The sequence below is a fragment of the Cupriavidus sp. SK-4 genome, from assembly GCF_000611125.1.
GTDB classification, from domain to species: domain Bacteria; phylum Pseudomonadota; class Gammaproteobacteria; order Burkholderiales; family Burkholderiaceae; genus Cupriavidus; species Cupriavidus necator.
Map to the genome: position 1 here is coordinate 51,171 of NZ_JFJW01000095.1, position 11,935 is coordinate 63,105.

General features: G+C 66.7%; 11 protein-coding genes. 1 reads left to right on the forward strand and 10 read right to left on the reverse strand.

Going from position 1 to position 11,935, the window contains the following annotated elements; translation table 11 throughout:
- The first annotated feature begins 84 nt into the window (after window positions 1-84).
- Window positions 85-1,191 carry a lytic murein transglycosylase B gene (mltB, locus tag CF68_RS20570; protein WP_035822314.1) on the forward strand — a complete coding sequence of 369 codons (1,107 nt, stop codon included), beginning with the start codon at window positions 85-87 and terminating at the stop codon, window positions 1,189-1,191.
- A gap of 70 nt (window positions 1,192-1,261) precedes the next feature.
- Here the strand turns inward: mltB and cysM are convergent, their stop codons facing one another.
- The 10 genes from cysM to rpsA all read right to left on the reverse strand — a co-directional run bounded on the left by cysM (window position 1,262) and on the right by rpsA (window position 11,875).
- The gene (gene cysM, locus CF68_RS20575) at window positions 1,262-2,164 is read right to left on the reverse strand and encodes a cysteine synthase CysM (protein WP_010812945.1); all 903 of its coding nucleotides are present in this window, start codon (window positions 2,162-2,164) and stop codon (window positions 1,262-1,264) included.
- A gap of 135 nt (window positions 2,165-2,299) precedes the next feature.
- Window positions 2,300-3,601 (reverse strand): solute carrier family 23 protein, encoded by a 1,302-nt coding sequence (locus CF68_RS20580; protein WP_035822436.1) that lies wholly within the window; start codon window positions 3,599-3,601, stop codon window positions 2,300-2,302.
- 237 nt (window positions 3,602-3,838) lie between these two features.
- The gene (locus CF68_RS20585) at window positions 3,839-4,219 is read right to left on the reverse strand and encodes a helix-hairpin-helix domain-containing protein (protein ID WP_051591609.1); all 381 of its coding nucleotides are present in this window, start codon (window positions 4,217-4,219) and stop codon (window positions 3,839-3,841) included.
- 155 nt (window positions 4,220-4,374) lie between these two features.
- Entirely contained in the window at window positions 4,375-5,370 is a 996-nt protein-coding gene (rfaD, locus tag CF68_RS20590) for an ADP-glyceromanno-heptose 6-epimerase (RefSeq protein ID WP_035822316.1), read from the reverse strand.
- Window positions 5,371-5,398: 28 nt separating this feature from the next.
- Window positions 5,399-6,346, reverse strand: coding sequence for a D-glycero-beta-D-manno-heptose-7-phosphate kinase (gene rfaE1, locus CF68_RS20595; protein ID WP_010812949.1), 948 nt, complete (start codon window positions 6,344-6,346; stop codon window positions 5,399-5,401).
- 80 nt (window positions 6,347-6,426) lie between these two features.
- Window positions 6,427-7,809 carry a UDP-glucose/GDP-mannose dehydrogenase family protein gene (locus CF68_RS20600; protein WP_035822319.1) on the reverse strand — a complete coding sequence of 461 codons (1,383 nt, stop codon included), beginning with the start codon at window positions 7,807-7,809 and terminating at the stop codon, window positions 6,427-6,429.
- Between the two features lie 37 nt (window positions 7,810-7,846).
- A complete protein-coding gene (gene lapB / locus CF68_RS20605) occupies window positions 7,847-9,085 on the reverse strand; it encodes a lipopolysaccharide assembly protein LapB (RefSeq protein WP_035822322.1) in 1,239 nt (412 codons plus the stop codon).
- 3 nt (window positions 9,086-9,088) lie between these two features.
- Entirely contained in the window at window positions 9,089-9,445 is a 357-nt protein-coding gene (locus CF68_RS20610) for a lipopolysaccharide assembly LapA domain-containing protein (protein ID WP_035822325.1), read from the reverse strand.
- Window positions 9,446-9,730: 285 nt separating this feature from the next.
- A complete protein-coding gene (locus CF68_RS20615) occupies window positions 9,731-10,150 on the reverse strand; it encodes an integration host factor subunit beta (RefSeq protein ID WP_035822442.1) in 420 nt (139 codons plus the stop codon).
- Between the two features lie 30 nt (window positions 10,151-10,180).
- Complete coding sequence (rpsA, locus tag CF68_RS20620) at window positions 10,181-11,875, reverse strand: 30S ribosomal protein S1 (RefSeq protein WP_010812954.1); 1,695 nt, start codon at window positions 11,873-11,875, stop codon at window positions 10,181-10,183.
- Between the last annotated feature and the right edge of the window lie 60 nt (window positions 11,876-11,935).

Genomic DNA, 11,935 nt, shown 5'->3' on the forward strand with positions numbered 1-11,935 from the left:
GCGCCGGCGCGCCATGCCGTGACGGCTTGCCCGTAGTTGCCGCAGTGGCATCCGCTATACTCGGTGCGACTTGCAAAGGACATCATGACCGACACCCAGCGCTCACTGCGACGCCCCCTGCTGGGCGCCGCGCTTTCCGCTGCCGCACTCGGACTCTGCGGCCTCTCCCCCAGCCTGGTCGCCGCGGGCAAGCGCCGCGTCAGCATGCGCGAGGAAGAGATCGAACCCGGCCGCTACCGCGACAATCCGCAGACCCGCGCGTTTATCGACGAGATGGTGGCCCGCCACCGCCTTGACCACGGCATGCTGCAGGAGTGGTTTGGCCAGGCGGTCTATTCCGCCACCGTGGTGCGCCTGATCATGCCGCCCGCCACCACCGGCCGCAAAAGCTGGCGCACCTACCGCTCGCGCTTTATCGAGCCAATCCGCATCAACGCAGGCGTGCGCTTCTGGCAGGACAACCGCGACACGCTGCGCCGCGCCGAAGCCGAGTTCGGCGTGCCGGCCTCGGTCATCGTCGGCATCATCGGCGTGGAAACCATCTATGGCCGCGACATGGGCACCTTCCGCGTGCTCGATTCGCTGTCCACGCTCGCCTTCGACTACCCCGACACGCCCAACCGCGAAGCCCGCACCACGCTGTTCCGCAACCAGCTGGCGGACTACCTGCTGTGGTGCCGCGACACCCGCACCGACGTGTACTCGGTGCTGGGCTCCTTCGCGGGCGCGATCGGCATCCCGCAGTTCATGCCGACCAGCCTGCGCGAATATGCCATCGACTACGACAACAACGGCCGCATCGACCTGCGCAACAGCCCCACCGACGCCATCGGCAGTGTGGCTCGCTTCCTGCAGCTGCATGGCTGGGAGCCGGGCCGCCCGGTGGTGTGGCGCATTGCCGGCGACGCCGGCAGCCTGGGCGTCGCCACGGCGGCGGCCGACGGCGAGCCATGGCCCACGCGCACGCTCAACCAGCTGACCCGCGCCGGCCTGCGCGTGGACGAGCCGATCGACCCCGCGCGCGAAGGCGAGACCGGCGTGCTGGTGGTGGACTTGCCCACCCCCGACCAGCCGACCGAGTACCTGCTCGGCCTGCGCAACTTCTACGTGCTGACGCGCTACAACCGCAGCTTCTTCTATGCGCTGGCGGTGTACCAGCTGGGCGAGGCGGTCAAGGCGGCAATGGGCTGACGCCAGCTGCCCGCCAATGCAAAAAGGCCTCGCAATTTGCGAGGCCTTTTTGCATTGGCACCGGTTCAGGTCACGCCGGGAACACGCCGGTCGACAGGTAGCGGTCGCCGCGGTCGCACACCACGAAGACGATGGTGGCGTTCTCCACTTCCTCGGCAATGCGCAGCGCCACGCAGAGCGCGCCCGCCGCCGAAATGCCGCAGAAGATGCCCTCTTCGGACGCCATGCGCCGCGCCATGTGCTCGGCATCGCCCTGGCTCACCGGCTCGGTGCGGTCGATGTAGCTGGCATCGTAGATCTTGGGCAGATACGCCTCGGGCCACTTGCGGATGCCCGGGATGCGCGAGCCTTCGGCCGGCTGCGCGCCGATGACCTGGATCTCCGGGTTCTGTTCCTTCAGGTAGCGCGACACGCCGGTAATGGTGCCGGTGGTGCCCATCGCCGAAACGAAGTGGGTGATGCGGCCGTCGGTATCGCGCCAGATCTCCGGCCCGGTGCCCTCGTAGTGCGCCTGCGGATTGTCCGGGTTGGCGAACTGGTCGAGGATCACGCCCTTGCCGTCGCGCTCCATCGAATCCGCCAGGTCGCGGGCGTACTCCATGCCGCCCTTGACCGGGGTCAGGATGATCTCGGCACCGTAGGCCGCCATGCTCTGGCGGCGCTCGAGGCTCAGGTCCTCGGGCATGATCAGCACCATCTTGTAGCCGCGGATGGCGGCCGCCATGGCCAGCGCGATGCCGGTATTGCCGGAAGTCGCCTCGATCAGGGTGTCGCCCGGCTTGATGCGCCCGCGCGCCTCGGCCCGGGCGATCATCGACACCGCGGGGCGGTCCTTGACCGAACCGGCCGGGTTGTTGCCTTCGAGCTTGCCGAGGATCACATTGCCGCGCGCGTCGTTGGCGGCACCTGGGATGCGCTGCAGTCTGACCAGCGGCGTATTGCCGATGGTGTCTTCAATTGTCTTGTAGGCCATGGGGCGATGGGTCGCGAAAGGGGGTCGCAAACGGGGGATTCCAATTCGCCGGCCATTGTAATCCAGACACCTATCCCTCGCCGGCAGGCGGGATTTACGCTGCCGCCCGCCCGCCTGCGCCCATCCTGCCCTGGCTCAGCCTTCCTCGTGGTTGCCTTCGCCCAGCAGGTGGTACAGCAGGATGCAGCCGAAGGTGGCGGTACCGATGCCGCCCAGTGTCATGCCACCCAGCTTCAGCGTCAGGTCGCCGGCGGCCACCGTCAGCGTGGCGCCAACCGTGATCAGGTTGCGCGAGCTGGAGAAGTCCACCTTGTTCTGCACCCAGATCCGGCCCGCCGTCGCCGCGATCAGGCCGAACACGACGATGGTCAGCCCGCCGATCACCGGACCCGGGATGGTCAGGATCAGCGCACCGAACTTGGGCGAGAAGCCCAGCAGGATGGCCACCGCGGCCGCGACCACGAAGATCAGCGTCGAGTAGATCTTGGTGACCGCCATCACGCCCATGTTCTCGGCATAAGTGGTCACCCCGGTGCCGCCGCCGCTGGCCGACAGCATGGTCGCGATGCCGTCGCCGATAAAGGCACGGCCGATATACGGGTCCAGGTTGCGCCCGGTCATCACGCCGATGGCCTTGATATGGCCCAGGTTCTCCGCCACCAGCACGATCGCCACCGGGGCGATCAGCAGCATGGCGCTGAGCTCGAAGGTCGGCGCCGTGAACGCCGGCAGCCCAAACCAGCTGGCCGCCGCCACGCCCGAGAAGTCGACCGGCTTGCCCAGCCCCATCACGTTGGTGCCCAGGTAGTAGGCGAGGTAGCCGGCCAGGCCGCCGATCAGCACCGGCAGGCGCCCGATCATGCCGGGCGCACGCACCGCCACCAGCCCCACGGCCACCACCGTCAGCAGGCCCACCCAGGTATCGAGGGCCGCGCCGCTGACCGCCTTGACCGCCACCGGGGCCAGGTTCAGCCCGATCGCCGCGACGATGGCCCCGGTCACCACCGGTGGCATCAGCTTTTCGACCCAGGCGTAGCCCACCGCCTGCACGATCAGGCCGATCACCGTGTACAGCGCGCCGGCGGCGATGATGCCGCCCAGTGCCACCGGGATATTGAGGTTGGGGCCGCTGCCCGCGTAGCCGGTGGCGGCGATCACCACGGCGATGAAGGCGAAGCTGGAGCCAAGATAGCTCGGCACCCGCCCGCGCACGCACAGGAAGAAGATCAGCGTGCCGATGCCGGAAAACAGGATGGCGATATTCGGGTTGAAACCCATCAGGATCGGTGCGATGGCGGTCGAGCCGAACATCGCCACCACGTGCTGGATGCCGGCCAGCAGCGTCTGCCCGGCGGGCAGACGCTCATCCGGCCCGATCACGCCTTCGGTCTTGAGCCGCCATTGCGGCAGGAATCCCGCGTCCTCGCCATTCGCCATATTGTTCTGCTCCCTGTGGTCCGGGCTGGCCGCCTGGTCGGCAGCCGCCGCGATTGTGCCTGGTTGTTTGGTAGATGCGTGCCTGTCGGCAGCCGCGCGCGGCAGATCCTGCCAGCGCGGCGTCCGCATGATACTCCGCCGCCACGGGGCGTGCGAAGCGGCAAGGGTCTAGCACAACCCATACCAACAAGGAGAGCGCCCGGCCGCGCGACAGCCGGGCGCCAGCCCCTGCGCCTGCTAGCGCGCCGGCTTGGCGGCCGCAGCGGGCGCTGCCTTACCCGCCTTGGCCGGGGCCGCTGTCGGCGCCGCTGCTGCGGCTCCCTTCGCGCCGATGGCAAGGCCAGCGTCCTGCAGCTTCGCCACGGACTTCGGCCCGATGCCGCTGACGCGCTCGGCCAGGTCCGCGGCGTCCTTGTAGGGCCCACGCTTGTTGCGTTCGTCGATGATGTTGCGGGCGGTGGCGGCCCCCACGCCCTTGACCGAGCTCAGCGCCGCCTCGTCCGCGGTATTGACATCGACGGCGGCATACGCGGCACCGCCAGCGAACAGGCAGATGGTTGCAGCGAGGGAAACCAGGGAAAAACGCCGGGCAAATTGCCGGACCCAATGCTTGAACATAAAGGCTCTCCTTTCCTGTGGATGGTCTGAGGTACCACCCCCGCCGGGGCGGCGAGGTCAGGTCAGGATAGGGGCGGGCCACAGCGGCGGCCCATGCGGCAACAAAAGTTGACACCGGCCGCACGAAAACGTGTCGGCCGGCTGCGCGCCGATTGTCAGCCGGCGCGTTCGATCAGCCAGCGGCAGTAGCGCGCCACGCCTTCCTCGACGGACAGGAAGGGCTCGCTGTAGCCGGCGCTGCGCAGCTTCGACACATCCGACTGCGTAAAGCACTGGTACTTGCCGCGCAGCGCATCGGGGAACTTGACGTACTCGAGCAGGCCTTCCTGCACCAGTTCATCCAGCGACAGGCGCGGCTTGCCTTCGGCCTCGCGCAGGGTGTTGACCACGGTGGCGGCGATGTCGTTGAACGGCTGCGCGCGGCCGGTGCCGAGGTTGTAGATGCCGGACTTGTCCGGATGGTCAAAGAAGTGCAGGTTGACCTTGACCACGTCCTCGACCGAGATGAAGTCGCGGCTCTGCATGCCGGGGGCATAGCCGCCGTACTCGCCGAACAGCTTCACCGTGCCGTCGGCGCGGAACTGGTTGAAGTTGTGGAAGGCCACCGAGGCCATGCGGCCCTTGTGCGTTTCACGCGGGCCGTACACGTTGAAGTAGCGGAAGCCCACGATCTGCGACAGCGCCGACGGCAACCGGCGCCGCACGATCTGGTCGAACAGGAACTTGGAGTAGCCGTACACGTTCAGCGGGCGTTCGAACTCGCGGTCTTCGCGGAACACCTGCGAAGCACCGTAGGTAGCCGCCGACGACGCGTACAGGAACTGCGTGCCCTGTTCCAGGCAGCTCTCCATCAGCGACAGCGTGTAACGGTAGTTGTTCTCCATCATGTAGCGGCCGTCGGTCTCCATGGTGTCGGAGCACGCGCCTTCATGGAATACCGCCCGCACCTTGCCGAACTCGCCGCGGGCAAAGCGCGCGAGGAAGTCCTGCTTGTCCAGGTAGTCGGAGATCTCGCAGTCGACCAGGTTGTGGAACTTGTCGGCACGGGTCAGGTTGTCGACAGCGATGACGTTGGTCTCGCCGCGGTCGTTCAGGCCTTTGACGAGGTTGCTGCCGATAAAGCCAGCGGCGCCGGTGACGATAATGGTCATGGTCGGATCAGGATGGGGGCGCCACGCCTCACGGGGCGGCGCCGAACAATTCAGAATAAGAGACGACGGCGGTACCAAGCTTGCCCACCACGATGGCGCCGGCACGATTGGCATGCTGCACGGCTTCCTTGAGCGGCACGCCGGCACCCAGCATGGTGGCGAGCGTGGCGATCACGGTATCGCCCGCACCCGATACATCATAGACCTCGCGCGCCTGGGCGGAGACGTGCAGCACCTCGGCCTCGGTGTAGAGCGTCATGCCCTCTTCCGAGCGCGTCAGCAGCAGCGCCTCCAACTGCAGCCCGCGGCGCAGGTTCTGCGCGCGGATGGTCAGATCGGCCTCGGTCTTCCAGGCGCCGACCACGGCACGCATCTCGGCCCGGTTGGGGGTGATCAGGGTGGCGCCGCGGTAGCGCGAGTAGTCGTCGCCCTTGGGGTCGATCAGCACCTTGCGCCCGGCCGCGCGGCTGGCGTCGATCATGCGCGTGACGTGGGTCAGGCCGCCCTTGCCGTAATCGGACAGCACCAGCACCTGGTAGTCGTTGATCAGGGCCAGGAAGCGGTCTTGTACCGCGGCCAGCACTTCATGCGCCGGCGCGCTCTCGAAATCCACGCGCAGCAACTGCTGCTGGTGCGCCACCACGCGCAGCTTGATGGTGGTGTTGAGCTTGGGATCGCGGTGCAGGTAGGGCTGCACGTGGCTCTCGCCCAGCAGCGCCTCGAGCGTGCGGGCCGGCTCGTCGTCGCCGACCACGCCCAGCATGCCCACGCGTGCGCCCAGCGCCGCGGCATTGCGGGCCACGTTGGCGGCGCCGCCCAGGCGCTCGTCGCTGCGCTTGACCTGCACCACCGGCACCGGCGCTTCCGGCGAGATGCGTTCCACATCGCCGAACCAGTAGCGGTCCAGCATCATGTCGCCGACCACCAGGATATGGGACTGCCGGATCTGCTCCTGCGGAATGACGGTCTTGTTCATGAAGATCCTTGGCAATATCGCGACGGCCTCAGCCGTCGCGTTAGCTTATCGGTTGATGAGTCCGTTGACCCGCCGGCGCCTCATTCGTTCACGGCCTGCCGGGTCGGGCGGCCGATGGCGTGGTACTCCACGCCGGTCTCGACCATGGCCTCGGGCTCATACAGGTTGCGCCCGTCGAAGATCACCGGGGCCTTCAGGCGCCGCTTGATCTGGCCGAAGTCGGGGCTGCGGAACACCTTCCATTCAGTCACGATCACCAGCGCGTCGGCGCCGTCCAGCGCATCCATCTGGTTCTCGTGGAAACTCACGCGCGCGGCGCCGCCCGGCAGGTCGGCCAGGTCGGCATCAAGCACGCGCCGGGCTTCGGCCATCGACACCGGGTCGTGCATGCGCAGCGACGCGCCGCGCGACACCAGTTCGCGTGCCAGCACCCGCGATGGCGCCTCGCGCATGTCGTCGGTGTTGGGCTTGAAGGCGAGGCCCCACACGGCAAAGGTGCGGCCAGTCAGGTCATCGCCGAAGCGGCGCACGACCTTGTCGCCCAGCACGCGCTTCTGCGCGCCGTTGACCGATTCCACTGCTTCCAGCACGCGCATCGGCTTGCCATGGTCGGCGGCGGTGCGCATCAGCGCCTGCACGTCCTTGGGAAAGCATGAACCGCCATAGCCGGCGCCGGCATAAAGGAAGCTGTAGCCGATGCGCGGGTCCGATCCGATGCCCATGCGCACCAGTTCGATATCGGCGCCGACCTCGTCGGCCAGGTTGGCCAGCTCGTTCATGAACGAGATGCGCGTGGCCAGCATCGAATTGGCGGCGTACTTGGTGAACTCGGCCGAGCGCACGTCCATGTAGAAGGTGCGCTCGTGGTGCCGGTTGAACGGCGCGTAAAGCTGGCGCATGGTGGCCTGCGCGTGGCGGCCGGCGACGTCGGCGTTGCAGCCCAGCACGATGCGGTCCGGGCGCATGAAGTCCTCGACCGCGGCGCCCTCCTTCAGGAACTCGGGGTTCGACACCACCGAGAACTGCAGGTCTTCAAGGCTGCGCGCGGCCAGCTCCCCGCGGATCGTGGCGGCCACGCGGTCGCCGGTGCCCACCGGCACGGTGGACTTGTCGACCACGACCTTGAAGCCGGTCATATGGCGGCCGATATTGCGCGCCGCCGCCAACACGTACTTCAGGTCGGCAGAGCCGTCTTCGTCCGGGGGCGTGCCCACGGCGATGAACTGCACGTCGGCGTGCTCGACACTGGCCGCCACGTCGGTGGAAAAGGTCAGCCGCCCGGCGGCACGGTTGCGCTGGATCAGCTCCTGCAGGCCCGGCTCGTAGATCGGCACTCCGCCTGCGTTAAGCAGCGCGATCTTCTGCTCGTCCAGGTCCAGGCAGAACACGTCGTTGCCAAGTTCCGCCAGGCAGGCGCCGGTGACAAGGCCGACATAGCCGCTGCCGATGATGGTGACTTTCATAGCGTCAATTCAATTCTGTTGCACAGGCCGCCCGGGATCAGCCGAGCGTCTCGGAGCGCCGCGGGGCGTAGGTTTCCCAGCGGTTGCAACCCGGGCATTGCCAATAGAAAAGCCGGGCGCGGAAGCCGCACTCGCGGCAGGTGTAGCGCGCGAGGTTGCGCGTGCGCAGCTGCAGCAGGTCTCGGATGGCCGTGGTTTCCTGCGCTTGCTCGCCGTTGCCGTCGTTGCCCTCGGCACCCTCTGCCGGGGCATCGGCACCCGCCGGCTGCGCGGACGGGGCGCCGGCCGTGACCACCGCCGCCTGCGCCTCGAAATACTTGGTCAGCGCCAGCAGCGTGGGCTGGCGGCGCAGCTGCTCGCGCATCAGGCGCGCGGCGGCTTCCGGGCCGTTCACGTCCAGCTCTGCCTTGTAGGCGGTGTCGAGCACCTCCGGCGCCAGCTTGCCCTTGAGCAGGCCGCGCAGCCATTCCAGCGCGGCGCCCTCCTCCTGCAGGCTGGCGTAGGCCTTGACCACGCGGTCTGCCACCAGCGGCAGGAAGGATGCATCCTGCCGCTCGATGCCAAGCCAGTGGCCAAGCGCCGCGCGGGCATCGCCCGCCGCCGCGGCCACGTCGCCCAACAGGATCGGGGCGCGCACGTTGGCAGGATTCTCGGCAACGGCCTGGTTCAGCCACTTCACCGCATCTTCGGGGCGCTTGCGCTGCAGCGCGTCCTGCGCCAGCTCGCAGCAGAACTGGGCAATCTGCAGGCTGTAGCTGGTCTGCTCCAGCGTCTGCAGCTCGCGCGCGGCCTCGATCGCCTTCTGCCACTCCTTTTCCACTTCATAGAGCTCAAGCAGCACGCGCTTGGCCGACGCCGCGTACGGGCCCGACATCAGCCGGCGCAGCGATTCCTCGGCACGGTCCAGCAGGCCGGCGCGCAGGAAGTCCTCGCCCAGTTCAAACAAGGCATGCTCGCGCTCGGGTTCGGGCAGGTCGGGGCGGGTCGCCAGGTTCTGGTGCACGCGGATGGCACGCTCGGTCTCGCCGCGGCGGCGGAACAGCGCGCCCAGCGCAAAGTGCAGCTCGGTGGTTTCCGGGTCCAGCCGCGCGACCTCGATAAAGGCGTCGATGGCCTTGTCGGGTTGCTCGTTGAGCAGGAAATTGAGGCCCTTGAAATACGAGCGCGGCAAGGCGCCCTGCTCGCTGATCAGCTGGCGCACATCGAAGCGCGCCGCCATCCAGCCAAGGCCAAAGACAAGTGGCAGCGCCAGCAGCCACCAGGTTTCAAACATCATGGATCAGACCTTCGGGCCGACTACGTTATAGGGAACAGGCTTGCCGTCGCGCGGCGCGGCGGCTGCTGGCGACGTTGGCGACGGCGGCGATGCCGCCGACGCGCTCGCCTGCGCGCCGGCATCGGCCAGGGCGCGGCGCAGCCGGGCAAGCTCCATGCGCTGACGCATCAGGTTGGGCGCGATCGATGCCAGTGCCGCCACCGCGCCGAGCACGAAGGCCGCGAACAAGATCAGGATCAGCGGGGCATGCCAGACGGCGTTGAAGAACAGCTGCAGCGAGGCTTCGGCGGTATTGCGCAGCGCCAGCACGAACAGCAGCACGAATACGACGATGCGGACGATCCAGGCGAACAGTTTCATGCGGTTGGCAGCGTGTCAGCGTGACGTGGAAGCGGCACCGGCGCACTCGCGCGAGGTCCGGCAAAGACCCCGGCATTGTAACGGATACACTTCACCTATTCGGTAACCGGGCGGTAATGCGGCGCTGACGGGGGTCTAACGCGGCGGCGCCGTCAGACCCTGGCAGAGCGCCTGGGCGCGATGCGGCACCTGTATCGGCGCGCTCGCGAGGCCGGCAGCCATAGAAAAAGCGCCCCGGGGGGCGCTTTTTTCAGACAACACAAGCAGCGGGCAAAGCCCGGGCAATCAGGAGCGGACGAAATTCAGCCCGCCCTCGTGCAGCCCCGCCGGTGCGGCGGGAGCGCTGCCCTGACCTACCTTGCCCGGAACAGCCTGGGCCGTGCCGGCGGCATGACCGTTGCCATTGGCACCCGGAGGCGCCGGCTGGCTGCGGTCAACCCGTTCGCGCAATTCCTTGCCCGCCTTGAAGTGCGGCACCCGTTTTTCGGGCACCAGCACACGCTCGCCGGACTTGGGATTGCGCCCCACGCGAGGCGGACGCTTGTTCAGACCAAAACTGCCGAATCCGCGGATCTCGATGCGGTGGCCATCGGCCAGCGCATCGGACATCGCGTCGAGTATCGTTTTGACCGAGATGTCCGCGTCCCGCAGCAGCAGCTGGGGAAAGCGGGCAGCCAGTTTTTCGACGAGCTCCGACTTGGTCATGGGCATACGCGCAAGCGCGGGGGCCTGCGATTACTGGTTGTCCTGGCCGAGCTTGGCCTTCAGCAGGGCGCCGAGGTTGGTCGTGCCAGCCGTGCCGGTGTCAGCCTGGAACTTTTGCATCGCTTCCTGCTGCTCTGCGCTGTCCTTGGCCTTGATCGACAGGTTGATGTTGCGCGACTTGCGGTCGACGTTCACCACCAGGGCGGTGATCTGCTCGCCTTCCTTCAGCACGTTGCGGGCGTCTTCCACGCGGTCAGCGGAGATTTCCGAAGCACGCAGGTAGCCTTCCACATCGTCAGCCAGCTGGACCACGGCGCCCTTGGCGTCAACGGCCTTGATGGTGCCCTGAACCAGCGAACCCTTGTCGTTGGCCGAGATGAAGTTGTTGAACGGATCGCCCGACAGCTGCTTGATGCCCAGCGAGATGCGTTCCTTGTCGACGTCGATGCCCAGAACCACGGCTTCGACTTCGTCGCCCTTCTTGTACTTGCGAACGGCTTCTTCGCCAGTCTCTTGCCACGACAGGTCCGACAGGTGCACCAGGCCGTCGATGCCGCCCGGCAGGCCGATGAACACGCCGAAGTCGGTGATCGACTTGATCTGGCCGGCCAGCTTGTCGCCCTTCTTGTGGTTACGCGAGAAATCGTCCCACGGATTGGCCTTGCACTGCTTCATGCCCAGGCTGATACGACGCTTGTCTTCGTCGATATCCAGCACCATGACTTCGACTTCGTCGCCCAGCTGGACAACCTTGGACGGGGCAACGTTCTTGTTGGTCCAGTCCATTTCCGACACGTGCACCAGGCCTTCGATGCCGGCTTCGATCTCGACGAACGCGCCGTAGTCGGTCAGGTTGGTCACCTTGCCGAACAGGCGGGTGCCTTGCGGGTAGCGACGCGAGATGCCGACCCACGGATCTTCGCCCAGCTGCTTCACGCCCAGCGAGACGCGGTTCTTTTCCTGGTCGAACTTGAGGATCTTGGCGGTGATTTCCTGGCCAACCGACAGCACTTCGCTCGGGTGGCGGACACGGCGCCAGGCCAGGTCGGTGATGTGCAGCAGGCCGTCAATGCCACCCAGATCCACGAATGCGCCGTAGTCGGTGATGTTCTTGACGATACCGTTGACGATGGCGCCTTCCTTCAGGGTTTCCATCAGCTTCTGGCGCTCTTCGCCCAGGGTCGCTTCGACCACGGCGCGGCGCGACAGCACCACGTTGTTGCGCTTGCGATCCAGCTTGATGACCTTGAATTCCAGGGTCTTGCCTTCGTACGGGGTGGTGTCCTTGATCGGGCGCACGTCAACCAGCGAACCCGGCAGGAACGCGCGGATGCCGTTGACCATCACCGTCAGGCCGCCCTTGACCTTGCCGGTCACGGTACCCGAGATGATCTCGCCGTCTTCCAGCGCCTTCTCGAGGTTCAGCCACGATGCCAGGCGCTTGGCCTTGTCGCGGGAGAGGATGGTGTCGCCATAGCCGTTCTCGAGCGCATCGATGGCCACGGAGACGTAGTCGCCGGCCTGCACTTCGAGTTCGCCCTGGTCGTTCAGGAACTCCTCCACCGGCACGAATGCCTCGGACTTGAGGCCGGCATTGACGACCACGAAATTGTGGTCGATGCGCACGACTTCAGCGGAGATCACTTCGCCAGCCTTCATATTGGAGCGGGCGACGGATTCCTCGAACAGTGCGGCAAAGGATTCGTTAGTTTGCAGGTCGGACATAAACGTAAGGTGAAATCCGCAATACGCTGGCCGGCGCGACTATCGCGCTCAGTCTGCCAG

What these genes read in the sequence shown, in the direction of transcription:
- mltB (WP_035822314.1), top strand. Translation starts at nt 85, where the DNA reads ATGACCGACACCCAGCGCTCACTGCGACGCCCCCTGCTGGGCGCCGCG.
- cysM (WP_010812945.1), bottom strand. Translation starts at nt 2,164, where the DNA reads ATGGCCTACAAGACAATTGAAGACACCATCGGCAATACGCCGCTGGTC.
- CF68_RS20580 (WP_035822436.1), bottom strand. Translation starts at nt 3,601, where the DNA reads ATGGCGAATGGCGAGGACGCGGGATTCCTGCCGCAATGGCGGCTCAAG.
- CF68_RS20585 (WP_051591609.1), bottom strand. Translation starts at nt 4,219, where the DNA reads ATGTTCAAGCATTGGGTCCGGCAATTTGCCCGGCGTTTTTCCCTGGTT.
- rfaD (WP_035822316.1), bottom strand. Translation starts at nt 5,370, where the DNA reads ATGACCATTATCGTCACCGGCGCCGCTGGCTTTATCGGCAGCAACCTC.
- rfaE1 (WP_010812949.1), bottom strand. Translation starts at nt 6,346, where the DNA reads ATGAACAAGACCGTCATTCCGCAGGAGCAGATCCGGCAGTCCCATATC.
- CF68_RS20600 (WP_035822319.1), bottom strand. Translation starts at nt 7,809, where the DNA reads ATGAAAGTCACCATCATCGGCAGCGGCTATGTCGGCCTTGTCACCGGC.
- lapB (WP_035822322.1), bottom strand. Translation starts at nt 9,085, where the DNA reads ATGATGTTTGAAACCTGGTGGCTGCTGGCGCTGCCACTTGTCTTTGGC.
- CF68_RS20610 (WP_035822325.1), bottom strand. Translation starts at nt 9,445, where the DNA reads ATGAAACTGTTCGCCTGGATCGTCCGCATCGTCGTATTCGTGCTGCTG.
- CF68_RS20615 (WP_035822442.1), bottom strand. Translation starts at nt 10,150, where the DNA reads ATGACCAAGTCGGAGCTCGTCGAAAAACTGGCTGCCCGCTTTCCCCAG.
- rpsA (WP_010812954.1), bottom strand. Translation starts at nt 11,875, where the DNA reads ATGTCCGACCTGCAAACTAACGAATCCTTTGCCGCACTGTTCGAGGAA.